Origin of the sequence: Pseudomonas arsenicoxydans, assembly GCF_900103875.1 — a bacterium.
GTDB classification, from domain to species: Bacteria; Pseudomonadota; Gammaproteobacteria; order Pseudomonadales; family Pseudomonadaceae; genus Aquipseudomonas; species Aquipseudomonas arsenicoxydans.
This window is the reverse complement of the sequence record NZ_LT629705.1, coordinates 3,482,834-3,498,782: the sequence shown is the minus strand read 5'-3', so window position 1 is coordinate 3,498,782 and position 15,949 is coordinate 3,482,834. Positions and strand designations below refer to the sequence as shown.

Here is a 15,949-nt window from a genome sequence, read left to right as displayed (position 1 = left end):
GCTGTCTGTGGGCAATTACGACTTCGCGATGTCGAATTGGCTGATGTAGTCGATATGGGCAGGATGCTGGATAGCGCGTGGACGCAACGACTGAACGTCACGGATGGCATCGTTGAACGGCACACCGCTCTCGATTAACAGCTGCGCCGCAATCAAGCCGGTACGACCCGAGCCGCCCTTGCAATGGATGGCGATGGTTTTCCCTTCGCTCAGAAGCTGCTTAAGTCGTGAATGGTACTGTTCCCATGCGGTTTTGAATGCTTCGCCAGGAGCTTGATCATCGTCCACCGGCAGGTGAAACCACTCGATGCCGAGCATTTGGCACTCTTCGGGCAGCAGGTCGATTTCGTTCTGAAGCAACTCCTCGGTCGGCATCAGCGTCAGCAACGCCGATGCACCTGCTGCCTTAAGAGTTTGCAGCGCCTCGAAAGGTAGGGTGCCCTTGGTGCCGGGGCACGGGGTGAAGATCAATTGGCCACTGAACTGTGCCAGGGGCAGTACGGAGTATGGGTGTTGTTGCACGGAGAATTACCCTCAGATGGAGCGCTGATTAACACGTTTCATGAGTTCTTCCGCCGATTCCTTACGCTCGGAATAGCGGTCGACCAGATAGTCCTGGCGGTCGCGAAGCAGTAGTGTGAATTTCACCAACTCTTCCATTACGTCCACAACACGGTCGTAGAAGGGAGAAGGTTTCATCCGACCGTTGTCATCGAACTCCAGGTAGGCCTTCGGCACCGAGGACTGGTTGGGAATAGTGAACATACGCATCCAGCGACCGAGCACACGCAGCTGGTTGACCACGTTGAAGGATTGCGAGCCGCCACAGACCTGCATCACCGCCAGCGTCTTACCCTGGGTTGGGCGCACAGCGCCCATGGCCAACGGAATCCAGTCGATCTGCGCCTTGAACACTGCGCTCATCGAACCGTGGCGCTCGGGGGAGCACCAGACCTGACCTTCTGACCAGAGCACCAGTTCGCGTAGCTCTTGCACTTTGGGATGGCTGTCCGGCACGTCATCGGGCAACGGCAGCTCGGATGGATTGAAGATGCGTGTTTCTGCGCCCAAGTGCTGCAACAGGCGCGCAGCTTCTTCGGTCATCAGGCGACTGAACGAACGCTCGCGAGTCGAGCCGTAGAGCAGCAGGATGCGCGGCTTGTGCGTGGCCGAGAACGTACTGCGGAGCTTATCGAGGGTCGGCAGATCGACCAGTTCGGCATCGAGGTTGGGGATATGTTCATCAGTCATGTATTTACTCCTCAGCGAGGGCGCCCTTTGGATGATCAAACCAGCGGCGCTTGAGCCAAAGGGCCACACTGACCAGCATGATCAATACCGGCACTTCAACCAGTGGGCCGATCACCGTAGCGAAGGCCACTGGCGAGGCCAGGCCGAATGTGGCGATGGCCACAGCGATGGCGAGTTCAAAGTTGTTGCTGGCGGCAGTAAAGGCCAGCGCCGTGGTGCGTGGATAGTCAGCGTGGAGCACCTTGCCCATCCAGAAGCTGATGAAGAACATCACCACGAAGTAGATCGTCAGGGGAATCGCGATGCGCAACACATCAAATGGCAATTGCAGCACCACGTCACCCTTGAGGCTGAACATGGCAACGATGGTCAGCAGCAACGCGACCAGCGTCAGCGGGCTGATGCGCGGAATGAAGCGTTGGCTGTACCAGTTCTCGCCTTTGCGGCTGATGAGGATCTTGCGCGTAAGAAAGCCAGCCAGGAATGGGATGCCCAGGTAGATCAGCACGGACTCGGCGATGCTGACAAAGTTGGTGTCAATCACGCTGCCCTGCAGGCCGAACAATGGCGGCAGCAGGCCGAGGAAGATCCATGCATAAACACTGAAGAACAGGATCTGGAAGATGCTGTTGAAGGCCACCAGCCCAGCGACGTATTGGTTGTTGCCGCCTGCGATTTGATTCCACACCAGCACCATGGCGATGCAGCGCGCCAGGCCGATGAGGATCAGGCCGGTCATGTACTCTGGCTTGTCAGCGAGAAAGACGATGGCCAGTACGAACATCAGCACTGGGCCAATCACCCAGTTTTGGATCAACGATAGCGCCAAGATGCGCTTGTCCTTGAAAACCGCCGGCAGCTCTTCGTACCTGACCTTGGCCAACGGCGGATACATCATCACAATCAGGCCGATGGCAATCGGGATGTTGGTCGAACCCACCGACAGGCTGTTAAGCCAGGCCGGCAGCCCCTCGAACAGACTGCCCAAGCTGACACCAATTGCCATGGCGAGAAAGATCCAGACCGTCAGATAGCGATCCAAAAAAGAAAGACGGCTTTTACTCATCGTCATGTCTCCAGTGTCAGAGGGTGCCGATCAGGGCCAGCTCGGCCTTGAGTTGTTCGGCACTTAACTGCTTGAGCGGTAAAGCCAGGAAGGCTTCGATACGGGTTCTAATCTGTTCCAGAGTGGCTTCGAAGGCCGCCACGATTTCTTCTTGAGTCCCTTGATATTCCGATGGGTCAGCCAGCCCCCAGTGGGCCTTGGTGGCCGGCCCGAAAAATACCGGGCAGGCGTCACCGGCAGCCTTGTCGCACACCGTGATGACGAAATCAGGTGCCAGGCTCTCGTGGACTTCGCTGGACTTGCTGTAGAGCCCCCCAGTCGAGACTCCAGCCTTATTCAGCGTTTTCAGGCTCAGCGGATGCACTTCTCCCTTCGGCTGGCTGCCGGCGCTGTAGGCGTGCATATCCGTCGGAGCCAAATGATTGAACATGGCTTCACAAAGAATGCTGCGGCAGCTGTTGGCGGTGCAGAGAAACAGAATCTTCATCGGGCTATCTCGTAAAGGCCGAGCGCTGCTCGGGCGGGCGTTAACTCAGCAGCAAGCGGCTAGGCGCTGAGGGCGATCACCCATCACGTCGAGGCGTTTGGCGTCAGGACTGAGCCAATGCTGGTTGGCGTCAAGCGTGGTTTTCAGTACGGCGATCACCCAATCCGGCAGACTGGGATGCAAGCGGTAATACACCCATTGGCCTTGTCGACGATCCTCCAGCAAACCGCAATTGCGCAGTTGCGCCAGGTGGCGGGAAATCTTCGGCTGGCTCTCATCGAGTGCGCAGGTCAGTTCGCAAACGCACAGATCGTCCTCACGGGTGATAAGCAACATCAGGCGAATGCGGGTTTCGTCGGCCAGGCATTTGAATACGGTGGTCGGTGTCAGATGGTCAGCCATAGGGGTCTCAACGTTTAGATTTCACCAACACGAACATCTTGATGCGTTCATGGATCTCGTGAAGGGTGTGACGAAATGCATCGTGCTTGGTGCTAGTCACCGGATCTTCAAAATTCCAGGCCAGTACCTCTCCTGCGCCTGAAAGGGCATGACATTCCAGAGCCGATTTATCGCACAGCGTGATGACGTAATCGAAACGCTCTCCCGAAAACTCATTGATAGACTTGCTGTACAACCCTTCGGTACTCACACCTAGGTGCTGAAGCGATTCCAAGGTGCGGGGATCGATCTCGCTGGGCGCAGTACCTGCACTGAAGGCGTCGAATCGCTCTGAATCAGTGTGCCGCAGCAGTGCTTCAGCCAGCTGCGAGCGGGCAGCATTAGCCACACAAACAAACAGCACGCGGGTCTTGTCGGTCATTGCCAAGTCTCGAAGAGGATATGGTTCGACGAATATATGGTTTTACGAATATCCAGTAAAGCACTAACGCCGATTTCTGATCGACAAGCTGCTCAAGAAACCAATATTGGCAATAAACATGGAGCTAAAGCGCAAGAATCGATCATTTATCAGCAAGCACCGGCACGTAACATCTGGTTACTCGTATATCCGTATTTTGTAATTAATCTGTCATCGCAGTGGCTTTAGGCTCCCCGCACCTCAACCCAAAGCAGGAACCTTGCGATGAACAAACTGCCCCTGACCGCGATGCTACTCACCAGCCTGTTCGCCAGCGCTACCTTCGCCAGTCAATACGACAAACCAGGCTTCATCACCGAGGTCGAAGATGGTCGACTTTGGGTATTCCGCGAAGGCTCCAAGGAGCTGGTAGATTTCAAAAAAACCGGTGAGCCCGCCAAACAGTTCTCCGACATCGGTGCTGGCCCGAACGGAATGACGGTGAAATCGGCTGATGAAAAAACCCTGAAAGACTATCTACAGACCATTAAGAAATAAGCTGCAGTGGCACTGCTCTCTACTGAAGGAGGCAGTGCCACCCTCCAAATGGGACTTTACATGTGCATAAACATGCACATATATTCTCGGCATGAACGTCACCACCAACCGATCACAAGCCATTGAGTCTGCCATTGAGTCTCTCGATGGTGCATTTTTCAAAGCCCTCTGCGAGCCGCCAAGAGTCGCTGTGCTGAAGCGCGTGATGCAATTAGGTCGAGCAGATGTGACCGCGATTGCGGCTGATTTACCCCAGGAGCGTTCGGTGGTTTCTCGTCATCTTCAGGTGCTGCTGGACGCCGGGATCGTGCGCGCCACGAAGGTGGGTCGCCAGGTGTTCTATGAGGTGGACGGCCCAGCCATCGTCAAGCGACTGGAGGACATCCTCTATCACACCAAGAGCATTGCGTCATTGTGCTGCCCAGGCGGATCTCCTTGATTTTTTCTTACCTCAATACGTGCATAGGTGCGCATACATGAACTCAATAAATCACCCATTCGATGTTGTCGTAATTGGCGCAGGGCAGGCAGGACTGGCCTGTGGCTGGCATTTGAAACAGCAGGGACTCGATTTCCTGATCCTGGATGAGCAGCAGCAACCGGGTGGTAACTGGCGCAACTACTACAACAGCCTTGAACTGTTCTCGCCGGCAGCCTACTCGTCACTACCGGGGCTGCGGTTTCCTGGAGAACCGGGGCACTACCCCTCCCGCGATGAAGTAGTGCGCTACCTGGAGCAGTACGCCAACTTCTTCCAGTTGCCGATTCTTCCAGGGATACAAGTCATAAAGGTGCATCAAGAAGCTGGGGGGTTCCAGATAGTGGCTGCCAATGGGCAGCGCTTCTTTACCAGGGCGCTGATCGTGGCATCGGGGGCATTCAGTCGCCCCCACACACCGGACGTTCCTGGGCTCGAAAGCTTCCAAGGTGTTCGCCTTCACAGTGCCGAGTATCGGAATGTGGAAATGCTCAATGGAAAACGCATCGTAGTAATTGGAGCGGCAAACTCGGCGGTACAGATTGCTTACGAGCTAGCCAAAGTGGCCAAGGTCACGCTTGCCACGCGAGAGGCGATTCGATTCTTTCCGCAGAAGCTACTCGGTGCGGACTTCCATGCCTGGCTGAAATGGACGGGCCTGGAGAGAACCCGCTGGCTCAATGATCAGAGCACGCCGGTACTGGATGACGGCACTTACAAAAAGGCACTGAAGTCAGGCCTTTTCAACCAGCGGTCGATGTTCGGGCAAGTAACCCCAACCGGAGTTGTTTGGGCGGATGGTCACCACGAAGCCGTTGATTGCCTTGTCTTCGCCACAGGGTTCCGCCCAAATATTTCCTTTCTTGAAGACCTCGCAGTGACGGATGATCGAGGGCGATTGATGCAGCGCGATGGACGAGCACTGCACATCCCGGGCCTGTACTTTATGGGGTTACCAAAGCAACGTAATTTCGCCTCAGCAACCCTCAGAGGCGTAGGGCCTGACGCTGGAGTCATCCTTCCACATTTGTTACGCCATATGCGTTCCACAAGCACAGAACCGGTGATAGCCACGCAGCGATGAGCAACCAAAGCAATGATGCACACCTCTCTTGACCGGCTCCTTGCATTGCCAATAGCAGTCTCTATGAACTCACTCGACATCTAAAGCCACTTTGGCCACAAAACAGGGCTTTCTATCCTATGCTGAATAGGTTGAAGTAAAAGTCGCTTACGACACCGGCGGGGCCGACTGCATCGCAAGCGTAATGCGGAGGCGGAGATGGCATCGATATCCAGAAGACTCTTCTTGAAAGTTGGAGGCGGGGCTGCTGCCAGCGTGGCGATAGGTTTGCCCGAACTCACACAAGCCGCGACACCAAAGCCAACAGCAGAGGGGCGAGTCAATCTCCCCTACCAAATGAAGGCGCTCACCAAAGCACAGAAATTGCTGGTGAATACGCCAGTCTTGTTTTCCTATCCCGACGCTGCCTCACCTTGCGCATTGATCAAGATGGGCGCTCCCGTTCCGGGCGGCGTCGGCCCGGAGCGCGACATCGTCGCCTACAGCACACTATGCACGCACATGGGCTGTCCGGTTGCCTATGACCCAGGGCAAAAGGTGTTCAAATGTCCCTGCCATTTCAGCATTTTCGACCCTGAGAATATTGGCCAAATGGTTTCCGGCCAAGCCACCGAGAATTTGCCGAGCATAGTGCTTGAGTACAACCCCAATGACGATTCGGTACGTGCAGTTGCCGTTGAAGGGTTGATCTACGGACGTCAGTCCAACCTCCTTTGATAAGGAGATTAAAAATGGCAACCAACAAAGATCGTGTGGCACTGCCTCCGACAGATGCCCAAAAGACCAACCTGACATGCCACTTCTGCATCGTGGGTTGTGGCTATCACGTGTACAAATGGCCGGAAAATCAGGAAGGGGGACGAGCACCCGATGAGAACGCACTGGGGCTCGACTTCCGCAAACAGTTACCCCCGTTGGCTGTCATCATGACACCGGCAATGCAGAACACGATCACTGACAAGGATGGCAAGCGCTACAACATCATGATCGTGCCCGACAAGCAGTGCGAGGTAAACAAAGGGCTGTCGTCCACGCGAGGCGGTCAACTGGCTAAAGTCATGTACAGCCCCGATGGCGTAGGCAAGGAGCGGTTGCGCAGTCCACGCGTCTATGTGGCTGACCAGTGGGTAGACACCAGTTGGGATGATGCGCTGGCACTTTATGCCGGCGTGACCAAGAAGATTCTTGATAATGACGGGCCCGCCGCTCTCGCCTTTGACTGCTTCGATCACGGAGGCGCTGGAGGCGGATTCGAGAATACCTGGGGCACCGGCAAGTTGATGTTCACCGCACTGCAAACCCCATTGGTGCGAATCCACAACCGCCCAGCCTATAACTCCGAGTGCCACGCTACCCGCGAGATGGGCATTGGCGAACTCAACAACAGCTACGAAGACGCGGAGTTGGCTGACGTCATTGTTGCCATTGGCTGCAACTCATACGAAACCCAAACCAACTACTTCCTGGCGCATTGGCTGCCCAACTTGCAGGGGCAGACAGTCGACAAACGTAAGCAGCGTTTTCCAGGAGAGGCCGTTGTCCCAGCCAAGGTGATTTTTGTCGACCCTCGCAGGACGCCGACCATCGCTATAGCGGAGCAAGCAGCAGGTAAAGACAACGTGCTTCACCTGGATATCGAACCGGGAACGGATATCGCTCTGTTCAATGGTCTGCTGACCTACGTGGTCGACCAAAAATGGCATGACCAGGAATTTATCGCGGCCCATACCAAAGCGTTTGAGCAGGCACTTCAAGCCAATCGAATGTCGCTTGAGGAAACCAGTCGCGTTACCGGGGTATCGGTGGACAAACTCAGGCAAGCAGCCGAATGGGCTTACAAACCCAAAACCTCTGGCCATCGTCCCCACACCATGCACGCCTACGAAAAAGGAATCATCTGGGGCAATGACAACTACCTCATCCAGTCGGCATTGGTCGACTTGGTGCTGGCCACTCACAACGTCGGACGACGAGGTACGGGGGTGGTGCGGATGGGTGGGCACCAAGAGGGTTACACACGCCCCCCTTATCCAGGCAATACCAAGATCTATGTGGATCAGGAGATCATCAACGGCAAGGGCATGATGTACACGGCATGGGGGGCCAATCCCTTCCAGACCACACTCAATGCTGAGCAACATCGTGCGGTCATTCTAAAACGCGCGAACATTGTCAGGGAGGCCATGGCCAATGTTCGCGGCGGTACAACTGCGCAGATGGTGGACGCAATCTACGACGCGGTGAAAAACAAAGGCGGTCTCTTTTTCGCCAACATCAACCTCTACCCAACCAAGCTGGCAGAAGCCGCCCATGTGATGCTGCCTGCGACCCATCCAGGCGAAATGAATCTCACCTCAATGAATGGCGAGCGACGGATGCGCCTGTCACAAAAATTCATGGATCCCCCTGGTTCGGCAAAAGCCGATTGCCTCATCGCTGCGGCTATCGCTAACACCCTTCGGCAGATGTATACGGACGAAGGGAAACAGGACATGGCGGCGCGTTTTGCAGGGTTCGACTGGAAAAGCGAGGAGGACGCCTTCAATGACGGCTTCCGTATGGCTGGCCAACCCGGTGCTGGCCCAATCGACAGTCAGGGCGGCACCACGGGAAATCTCGTCACCTACGAGCGGCTGAAAGCCATGGGCAACAATGGCGTCCAGTTACCCACTAAAGAATACCGAGACGGTAAGCTGATCGGCACCGAGATGCTCTACACCGATTACAAATTTGACACTCCGGACGGCAAAGCTGAGTTCAAACCAGCAACATGGCCCGGATTGCCAAAACCGGTGGCAGAACAGAAGGAGAAACACCAGTTCTGGGTGAACAACGGGCGCATCAACGAAGTGTGGCAAACGCTCTACCACGATCAATACAACGACTTCGTACAACGGCGTGTACCGATGGCCTATCTGGAAATCAACCCCGACGATGCACAAGCCTTGGCTATTACATCGGGGGACGTGGTCGAAGTGTTTAACGACTACGGTTCATCCTACGCGCTGGCCTACCTGGAGCCGGATATCAAGCGTAACCAGACGTTTATGCAGTTCGGCCATTTCAACGGCGTGATGGGCGATCTGACCACGCCATGGACAGACCGAAACGTAATCCCATATTACAAAGGGACGTGGGCGAGCATTCGCCGCATCGGGAAAGTAGAGGAATTCAAAGAGAAGATCAGCTTCAAGTCGCGGAGGTTTAACGTGTAATCACGCTTGTTTTGCAGCTAGCTGGGCGGTTCTTCCCTAGGTCGTCCAGTTAGACTCTCCGCCCTTGGTGCCTAGTTAAACCAAATGAGGGGCGCTAGGTATCCTTCTCAGCCAGGAAGAGGTCTGGGCAAATACCTAGTTACTTCGCATACAGCTACGAGCAGCAGGAGCGGTCGATGTCGATGTCGATGTCGATGTCGATGTCGGCACAACTTCAGCAGCCTTAGCCGCATCGGTGCAACAAATTGGCTCGCAGCAATGCTGCGACCAGACGCCTATTCCGGAGCAGAGTTGCACGCTTATGGGTCGGAGTTGCCGGTTGCCGAGGCGATCAAACGCTTCGACCAAGCCGGAATCCAGGCCCGTGAAGTGGAATGGAGGTTCATCGGCGGTAGGAGTTATCTGGTGGCTTACGACGGTGTCGGGAACAGTCGGATAATGCCCAGCAACGGAGGTACCGAGCCACAGGCTCAACTGCCGTCAATTATCTTGGAGCGAGCGGCCCAGTCGATGTCGCCGGGTGCGCAAGTAGAACTCGAATGGCTGACTGACTATGACTTTTACTACTTCGCTCGCGTCGAGAAGTGCAGAGCATGTACGGTAACAAAAACAAGCGCTTGCCTATGCTGCGCGTTCGCTTCAACGTAACCGTCCGCCCAACACACCTTCCCGACCGCAGCACTTAGGGCAATGATGCCAAATCAATCCAAAGCCCACAACTGAAATGCCCATACCGGCACAGTCGCATTAGTTTTGGCTAATGTCAGTTATCCCGCCATGCGTCTCGAGGCGTGTTTGCCTGCGATAAAAGGCGTGAATAGCCCACACCACCCCTACGAATAGCAACCCTGTCCCAAGCGCTTCCATAGGAGAGGGCCAGCGTTGGTTGATGAGCAGGCCTGTTGGCGCTGATGGGATTTTGAACCAGCTACCGGAATTCATTGACCCACCCGAGTATTCAAAAAATGATGACCTTGCGGGTGATCTCGGAGGCAGCATGTGGGTCAGTCAAAATCAGCAGCCTGGGTCAAAATCGTATCAGCGCCAACAGCTGTGCCGGATTGGCGAGTTGCTGCAGGCCGAATGGAAAAATGTCGATCTGGACCGGCAGACCTGGTTCCTCCCCAGTGAAAACGTCAAAGGCACCCGGGGCAAGAAACAGGACCACCATGTCGTCCTCTCGCCCTTCACCCTGCATTTCTTTCAGGAACTCAAGAGCCTGACGGGAGATTCACAGTGGTGTTTCCCCAACAAGCAGAATGATCAGCATATGACGTGAAGGTGGTGAGCAAACAGGTAGGTGACCGCCAGGCCCGCTTCAAAAACCTTAAGGCTCTCTCCAGACGGCGTCATGACGATACCCTGGTCCTCGCCGACGGCCAGAACGGCGATTGGACGCAGCATGACCTGCGCCGCACCGGCGCGACCATGATGCAGGCCTTGGGGATCAACCTGGACGTCATTGATCGCTGTCAGAATCATGTGCTGGCCGGCTCGCGGGTGAGGCGACACTACCTGCATCACGACTATGCCGAAGAGAAGAAAAAAGTCTGGCATCTGTTGGGCGACCGACTTAGTGCCGTGCTGTCCTCAACCTATGAGCACCCTCCAGCCGAGTCAATGCTGTCTTTTCCTGCGTATGCGACGACGGAGACGCGGTCCCCCACATAAAGTCGGTCATCACTGCAACAAAACTTACTATAGGGCAATTTGCCAGTATTCGCTGTGTCGTGTGCAATACCTTCGGTTCGAGCTCAGGCGTTTATAAGGGGAAACTCCAAGTGAAAGCTCGTACCTGCGTCAGTGCTATCAACGGTTATACAACCGCCATGCAGTTGCATAATCGAACGAACGATGGCCAATCCCAGCCCACCGGAATCGTCGGGTTGATTGCGTGATGGGTCACACCGGTAAAAGCGCTCAAACAATCGTGGAAGATGTTCTGCCGCAATCGGCTCGCCGTGGTTGTGCACAGTGATGTCGAGACGGTGCTCCAAAACCCTGCTGCTGATCGTCACTGCAGAGGTAGGAGTTGCGTAGCGCAGCGCATTCGCCAGCAAGTTAGCAAGTGCTCGACGGATCAAGCCTGGATCACCCAGCAATTGATCCTGGGCCTGGTTTATCAGCTGTACATCTCGTTCTTGCGCTACCCCTTCGAAATACTCACAGAGCTGCTCGATCAGATCGTGCAGGTTGATTTTCTCGAATTTTACGCAAGCGTTTGGTTGCTCGGTGCGAGCGAGGAACAGCATGCTGTCGATCATGCGGGCCAGCCTTTCATACTCTTCCTGATTGGAAACCAGCAGGTTCTGATAGTCTTCTATAGAGCGACTGCGCCTCAGGGTTTGTTGGGTATGTCCCATCAGGTTGCCTAGTGGGGTTCGCATCTCATGGGCGAGGTCTTCCGAGAAACGTGAAAGCTGGGCGAATCCATCCTCAAGACGTGCAAGCATCTGGTTGAGGGCATTACAGAGCGGTTTGAGTTCATTCAGCTCTCTGAACTCATCCAGCCGCAGATGCAGATGCTGCACATCGATAGCGGCCGCGCGCTTGGCCAGCAGGCGCACAGGGTGCAGGCCTCGTTGACTAACCCACCAACCGAATCCAAAAGCCAATAGCGCTCCGACTGACATGGCCAGCCAAAGCCTGAGTCGGTAAACCCCCAACATCTGCTCGCGCTCACCCAACAACTTGCCAGCGATCAAGGTCAAGCCGCGATCACCTTGTATGACATCCTGCCAGGCAAGCCGCACAGCCTCGGAAGAGTGATCCTCAACAAGGCGCGCCTGGGGGGCAGCCGGCAACTTTGGAAAAGTCATACCCACCGGGTTGATTTCGATCAACACCTTGCCGGTGTCATCGACAATCCATAGCAGACTGTCGCGATTGCCCAACATGTTTTCGTAGAGCTTGGGCCGACCTCGCAGTTGCTCGATGCTGTCGCTATCGCTGATCAATGCTTGCATTCGCTCCAGGCGTCCCAGCAGGGCCTGGTCGTCGCGCCACGCAATCTCTCGCTGTAACGATTGATAAAGATAAAAACCGATGGAGCCCAATAACAATGCGCTGACCAATGCGAACATGATCGCCAGGCGCAGGCTCAGAGTGCGCGGAAACAGAGTCAAGATTGCACCTCGAGCATGTAACCGATACCACGGACTGTGTGGATCAATTTCAGCGGGTAAGGATCATCAACCTTGGCGCGCAGTCGGCGGATGGCGACATCGACCACATTGGTGTCACTGTCAAAGTTCATTTGCCAGATCTGTGAGGCGATCAATGAACGCGATAGCACCTCCCCTTCACGACTAAGCAGCAAGTGCAGTAGGGCGAACTCCTTATTGGTCAGGGTGAGACGCTCTCCGTTGCGCGTTACCTTGCGTCGCAACAAGTCCAGACTAAGGTCGCCAGCCACAAAATGCTCCACCTCGCGAGGCGGTCCACGGCGCAGCAAAGTGCGTACGCGTGCCAACAACTCGGCATAGGAAAAGGGTTTCACCAGATAATCATCAGCCCCCAACTCCAGCCCTTTGACCCGATCATCAACCGAATCACGTGCGGTAAGAAACAGTACCGGGGTCTGCCACTTACGCCGGATGATTTGCAGCAATTGCCAGCCGTCCAACCCCGGCAACATGACATCCAGAATGATCAGATCGAACTCACTCTCCTGTGCCAAATGCTGGCCATCGAGGCCGTCAAGAGCGATCTCTACCGAATAGCCCGATTCAGTCAGGGCTTTGCGCAGGTAATCCGCCATTTTCGTTTCATCTTCAACCACCAGGATACGCATTTTTTCCTCCAGGACTGGCGCACAGGCTAGCCCGCTTCGCTGATTTCTCACATTACATATTGGTAATCAGGAGGTAATCATTCTGACGGAGCGGGCTGGTCATGATGTCTGGCAATGACCCAGACAGACTCAACCAACCAAGGAAACAGCATGCGTACAAGCCTATCGACTTCATTGCTGATCACACTCGCAACGAACTCTGCGTTCGCCGTTGCAGCGCCGGATCAGGTTGCGCAGCGCCAGGACGTGTCACTTGCAATGGCCAACGATTTGCTAACGGCCGCGCTGACCGCCTGTCATGCCGATGGCCGCACAGCCGTTGCCGCAGTTGTCGACCGTGGCGGCAATCTGGTTGCCGTGCAACGCGATGACAATGTCGGCCCGCACAACACGCTAGCCGCGCAACGCAAAGCCTATACCGCCCTGTCGACCAAGACTTCGACGCGGTTGTTAGCTGAGCGCGCTCGCGCTAATCCAGATGCTGAAAACCTCAACACCCTCGATGAGTTGTTACTGCTCGGTGGAGGCGTGCCATTGAAATTCGATGGTCAGGTCATCGGCGCCATTGGGGTGGCTGGTGCGGGGGGTGCAACACACGATGAAGGTTGCGCAGAGGTCGCTATCAACAAAGTTTTACCTGCCGTTAAAAACTAAGGACATCACCATGACTGTATTGAAAAGTATCTTCGCTGGCGCTGTATTGAGTGCCCTTTCAGCCCTTGCATCAGCGGCAACAAATCCGTTGAGCGTGCATGTACTCAACTTGCAGGATGGTCTGCCCTCCCCTGGAGTCAATGTCACGTTGGAAAAACAGGATGGGAAAAACTGGGACATGCTCAACAGCGCAGCTACCAACGAGCAAGGTCGTATCACCGGGCTGTATCCGCAAGGTCGGGGTCTGGAGAAAGGTACCTACCGTGTCACCTTCAAGACTGGTGAGTGGTTCAAGTCGCACAAAATGTCCAGCTTCTTTCCGGAGGTACCCGTCATTTTTGAGGTGGACGGTACCGTTCCTCACTATCACATCCCGTTGCTTCTGAGCCCTTACGGTTTCTCCACATACCGAGGAAATTGATCGTAAAGCGATACCAAAGGATACCGCCCGAAGGTGAAGACAGCCGCCCCTACTCAAAAGGGCGGCACTGTCGCCTAAATTTTCGGCGTCAAAACCTTCCGTGATGACCACTCCTTAGCACGGTTCTCATTACAGGGGATGATGCCGGTGCCAGCATCTTTCTGATCCTTGACCATGAAATGCGGGACGCTCATCCCCTCCCCGATTGGCCATCCTGAGATAAGGGCATACGGTCGATTTCACGGCGGAATGAATATCGCTCATGTTCAGCCTGTTCCTGGGCGTACTTGATACAAACCTATACAAAATACTGTCATGCGCATAAGACTGATCAGAAGGCAGCGACGCTTTACTTTGACGAGAAATGTCCGCTCTGCATTCTCTAAATCAATGTCCTGCACAAAAAGCGCCAATCAGTCCCAACCGTTTTTTTCGGCGTCAGTTATGATGGGCTTGATCCCGCGCCATAGAGCTTGCGCGCGGTAAGCCCCAGGTATTTCGGCTACTAAAATGACTTGAGGCGCAATCCGTGCGCCCCCTTTCAGTCGGATATCGACTGCTCTGCTGATTATGCGACAGCTGCGTAAACAGATAGTCAATTGCCGTTGCTCAACCCCCTTCCCGATCAACGCATTACCCCCGTTCGACATGCACGCCTCGTGTTTGACCTCGAAAATACTTGTACAATAAATATTTATTGTATAGGTTTTGCGTTAGCTTGATGAAAGTGCCAAGCAGTCCATAGCCACTGAGGTACGTATGTTCAACTCGCAAATCAAAAAAGAACTGGCCGTCAGCCAGCAGCGCTTGGCTGCCTGCGAAGCTACGCTCGCAGCATTGGGTGGCTCCATGGCTCTGATTGAGTTCCAACCTGATGGGACGATCCTCGGCGCCAATATCAATTTCCTGAGCGTAATAGGCTATCGCCTTGAGGAAATTCACTCCAGGCATCACCGCATATTCTGTACGCCGACATACGCCAACAGCGTCGCTTATCAAGATTTTTGGTCACGCCTGAGTAAGGGTGAATTCATAAACGACCGCTTCCTGCGCCTGGACAAACAGGGACGTGAGATCTGGCTAGAGGCCAGTTATAACCCTGTTCGCGACACCTCTGGACGGGTGATTAAGGTCGTCAAGATTGCTACTGATGTCACTGCCCGGGTGTTGAAGGAACAAGAGCAGGAGAGCCAAATCAAGGCGATTAACCGTTCCATGGCAACCATTGAGTTCAACCGGCAGGGAGAAGTCATCAGCGCCAACGAAAATTTCCTTGCAGTGATGGGTTACCGCCTCGATGAGATTATTGGCAAGCACCATCGTCTATTCTGTGAGCGTAGCGAAAGTGAATCCAACGAATATCGCCAGTTCTGGGAGCGCCTAAATCACGGAGAATTTTTCTCCGGTAACTTCAAACGCCTCAACAACCAGGGACACACTGTCTGGTTACGTGCGACGTACAATCCGGTGTTCGACGCCAGCGGCAGCCTTTACAAAGTCGTTAAGTTTGCGAGCGATATCACTGCTCAGGTTCTCCAGCAGGAAACTGAGTCACGAGCAGCACGCATGGCCTATGAGACTTCACTGAAAACCGACGATACAGCGCACGAAGGTGCCCGAGTGGTGCAGGAGACAGTGGATGTCATGCAAAGCCTGGCTGGCGAATTGAATCAAGCAGCCGAAGGTATCAATGCTGTCAGTCAGCAGTCGGAAATAATCAGCAGCATCGTGCAGACCATCCGTGGCATTGCCGAACAAACGAATCTTCTAGCGCTAAACGCAGCCATCGAAGCGGCTCGTGCCGGAGAACAGGGTCGTGGTTTTGCGGTGGTCGCTGACGAAGTGCGCAATCTCGCTTCGCGCACAAGCCAAGCCACCATCAAGATTGTCGAGGTGGTGCAGCACAATCGTGAACTGGCCAAGGGGGCAGTGGCCAAGATGGAGGCGAGTAAAGACAAGGCAGAACAAGGAGTCAAATTAGCCGGTGAGGCTGGACAAGTGATCTTGGATATTCAGGATAGTGCTCGCCAAGTCGTACACGCGATCAGCAATTTCTCCTCGACATTAGCACGATGATTCAGCCTCGCGGCCTGTGCAAAATATTGGTTTGATCGACACATTAATAGTTATTGAAAAATGG

General features: G+C 54.7%; 16 protein-coding genes and 2 pseudogenes. 10 read left to right on the top strand and 8 right to left on the bottom strand.

Features of this window, described 5'->3' with window-relative positions:
• Positions 1-15: 15 nt before the first annotated feature.
• The 6 genes from BLQ41_RS16390 to BLQ41_RS16365 are packed head-to-tail and all read right to left on the bottom strand — an operon-like array spanning position 16 to position 3,627.
• Positions 16-522, bottom strand: a complete 507-nt coding sequence (locus tag BLQ41_RS16390) for a phosphatase domain-containing putative toxin (protein ID WP_090182434.1) — start codon at positions 520-522, stop codon at positions 16-18.
• Between the two features lie 12 nt (positions 523-534).
• Complete coding sequence (gene arsH, locus BLQ41_RS16385) at positions 535-1,251, bottom strand: arsenical resistance protein ArsH (protein WP_090182432.1); 717 nt, start codon at positions 1,249-1,251, stop codon at positions 535-537.
• A gap of 4 nt (positions 1,252-1,255) precedes the next feature.
• Positions 1,256-2,317, bottom strand: coding sequence for an ACR3 family arsenite efflux transporter (gene arsB, locus BLQ41_RS16380; protein WP_090182431.1), 1,062 nt, complete (start codon positions 2,315-2,317; stop codon positions 1,256-1,258).
• A gap of 16 nt (positions 2,318-2,333) precedes the next feature.
• Positions 2,334-2,804 (bottom strand): arsenate reductase ArsC, encoded by a 471-nt coding sequence (locus BLQ41_RS16375; RefSeq protein WP_090182429.1) that lies wholly within the window; start codon positions 2,802-2,804, stop codon positions 2,334-2,336.
• 45 nt (positions 2,805-2,849) lie between these two features.
• The gene (locus tag BLQ41_RS16370; protein WP_028621210.1) at positions 2,850-3,206 is read right to left on the bottom strand and encodes a metalloregulator ArsR/SmtB family transcription factor; all 357 of its coding nucleotides are present in this window, start codon (positions 3,204-3,206) and stop codon (positions 2,850-2,852) included.
• Positions 3,207-3,213: 7 nt separating this feature from the next.
• Positions 3,214-3,627, bottom strand: coding sequence for an arsenate reductase ArsC (locus BLQ41_RS16365; protein WP_090182427.1), 414 nt, complete (start codon positions 3,625-3,627; stop codon positions 3,214-3,216).
• Between the two features lie 264 nt (positions 3,628-3,891).
• On the opposite strand from BLQ41_RS16365, the gene BLQ41_RS16360 reads away from it, so the two are divergent.
• The 6 genes and pseudogenes from BLQ41_RS16360 to BLQ41_RS16325 form a co-directional block, all read left to right on the top strand.
• Positions 3,892-4,164, top strand: coding sequence for a hypothetical protein (locus BLQ41_RS16360; protein WP_090182426.1), 273 nt, complete (start codon positions 3,892-3,894; stop codon positions 4,162-4,164).
• A 91-nt stretch (positions 4,165-4,255) separates the two neighbouring features.
• Positions 4,256-4,603 carry an ArsR/SmtB family transcription factor gene (locus BLQ41_RS16355; protein ID WP_090182424.1) on the top strand — a complete coding sequence of 116 codons (348 nt, stop codon included), beginning with the start codon at positions 4,256-4,258 and terminating at the stop codon, positions 4,601-4,603.
• Between the two features lie 37 nt (positions 4,604-4,640).
• On the top strand, positions 4,641-5,726 hold the full coding sequence (locus tag BLQ41_RS16350; RefSeq protein WP_090182423.1) for a flavin-containing monooxygenase: 1,086 nt from the start codon (positions 4,641-4,643) through the stop codon (positions 5,724-5,726).
• A 198-nt stretch (positions 5,727-5,924) separates the two neighbouring features.
• A complete protein-coding gene (locus BLQ41_RS16345; protein ID WP_090182421.1) occupies positions 5,925-6,443 on the top strand; it encodes an arsenate reductase (azurin) small subunit in 519 nt (172 codons plus the stop codon).
• Between the two features lie 14 nt (positions 6,444-6,457).
• A complete protein-coding gene (locus BLQ41_RS16340) occupies positions 6,458-8,941 on the top strand; it encodes an arsenate reductase (azurin) large subunit (RefSeq protein ID WP_090182420.1) in 2,484 nt (827 codons plus the stop codon).
• A gap of 1,051 nt (positions 8,942-9,992) precedes the next feature.
• Positions 9,993-10,612: pseudogene (locus BLQ41_RS16325) on the top strand (site-specific integrase); the annotation flags it as partial.
• An 83-nt stretch (positions 10,613-10,695) separates the two neighbouring features.
• Here BLQ41_RS16325 and BLQ41_RS16320 read toward each other — a convergent pair.
• Positions 10,696-12,066: a heavy metal sensor histidine kinase gene (locus tag BLQ41_RS16320; RefSeq protein ID WP_090182414.1), complete on the bottom strand. Its 1,371-nt coding sequence runs from the start codon at positions 12,064-12,066 to the stop codon at positions 10,696-10,698.
• Entirely contained in the window at positions 12,063-12,734 is a 672-nt protein-coding gene (locus BLQ41_RS16315; RefSeq protein WP_077748456.1) for a heavy metal response regulator transcription factor, read from the bottom strand. Before BLQ41_RS16315 ends, BLQ41_RS16320 begins: the two co-directional genes overlap by 4 nt.
• 150 nt (positions 12,735-12,884) lie before the next feature.
• Here BLQ41_RS16315 and BLQ41_RS16310 point away from each other — a divergent pair, with 150 nt between their 5' ends.
• The 4 genes and pseudogenes from BLQ41_RS16310 to BLQ41_RS31380 all read left to right on the top strand — a co-directional run bounded on the left by BLQ41_RS16310 (position 12,885) and on the right by BLQ41_RS31380 (position 15,885).
• The gene (locus BLQ41_RS16310; protein WP_090182412.1) at positions 12,885-13,388 is read left to right on the top strand and encodes a GlcG/HbpS family heme-binding protein; all 504 of its coding nucleotides are present in this window, start codon (positions 12,885-12,887) and stop codon (positions 13,386-13,388) included.
• 10 nt (positions 13,389-13,398) lie between these two features.
• The gene (gene uraH, locus BLQ41_RS16305; RefSeq protein WP_090182411.1) at positions 13,399-13,809 is read left to right on the top strand and encodes a hydroxyisourate hydrolase; all 411 of its coding nucleotides are present in this window, start codon (positions 13,399-13,401) and stop codon (positions 13,807-13,809) included.
• A 759-nt stretch (positions 13,810-14,568) separates the two neighbouring features.
• Positions 14,569-15,342, top strand: a pseudogene (locus BLQ41_RS31385) (PAS domain-containing protein); the annotation flags it as partial.
• A gap of 33 nt (positions 15,343-15,375) precedes the next feature.
• Positions 15,376-15,885 carry a methyl-accepting chemotaxis protein gene (locus BLQ41_RS31380; protein ID WP_231997119.1) on the top strand — a complete coding sequence of 170 codons (510 nt, stop codon included), beginning with the start codon at positions 15,376-15,378 and terminating at the stop codon, positions 15,883-15,885.
• The last annotated feature ends 64 nt before the right edge of the window (positions 15,886-15,949 follow it).

Bases quoted from the DNA above. Each gene is read 5' to 3' on its own strand.
- BLQ41_RS16310 (WP_090182412.1), top strand. From the start codon at position 12,885: ATGCGTACAAGCCTATCGACTTCATTGCTGATCACACTCGCAACGAAC.
- uraH (WP_090182411.1), top strand. From the start codon at position 13,399: ATGACTGTATTGAAAAGTATCTTCGCTGGCGCTGTATTGAGTGCCCTT.
- BLQ41_RS16370 (WP_028621210.1), bottom strand. From the start codon at position 3,206: ATGGCTGACCATCTGACACCGACCACCGTATTCAAATGCCTGGCCGAC.
- BLQ41_RS31380 (WP_231997119.1), top strand. From the start codon at position 15,376: ATGGCCTATGAGACTTCACTGAAAACCGACGATACAGCGCACGAAGGT.
- arsH (WP_090182432.1), bottom strand. From the start codon at position 1,251: ATGACTGATGAACATATCCCCAACCTCGATGCCGAACTGGTCGATCTG.
- BLQ41_RS16350 (WP_090182423.1), top strand. From the start codon at position 4,641: ATGAACTCAATAAATCACCCATTCGATGTTGTCGTAATTGGCGCAGGG.
- arsB (WP_090182431.1), bottom strand. From the start codon at position 2,317: ATGAGTAAAAGCCGTCTTTCTTTTTTGGATCGCTATCTGACGGTCTGG.
- BLQ41_RS16355 (WP_090182424.1), top strand. From the start codon at position 4,256: ATGAACGTCACCACCAACCGATCACAAGCCATTGAGTCTGCCATTGAG.
- BLQ41_RS16375 (WP_090182429.1), bottom strand. From the start codon at position 2,804: ATGAAGATTCTGTTTCTCTGCACCGCCAACAGCTGCCGCAGCATTCTT.
- BLQ41_RS16315 (WP_077748456.1), bottom strand. From the start codon at position 12,734: ATGCGTATCCTGGTGGTTGAAGATGAAACGAAAATGGCGGATTACCTG.
- BLQ41_RS16340 (WP_090182420.1), top strand. From the start codon at position 6,458: ATGGCAACCAACAAAGATCGTGTGGCACTGCCTCCGACAGATGCCCAA.
- BLQ41_RS16365 (WP_090182427.1), bottom strand. From the start codon at position 3,627: ATGACCGACAAGACCCGCGTGCTGTTTGTTTGTGTGGCTAATGCTGCC.
- BLQ41_RS16345 (WP_090182421.1), top strand. From the start codon at position 5,925: ATGGCATCGATATCCAGAAGACTCTTCTTGAAAGTTGGAGGCGGGGCT.
- BLQ41_RS16360 (WP_090182426.1), top strand. From the start codon at position 3,892: ATGAACAAACTGCCCCTGACCGCGATGCTACTCACCAGCCTGTTCGCC.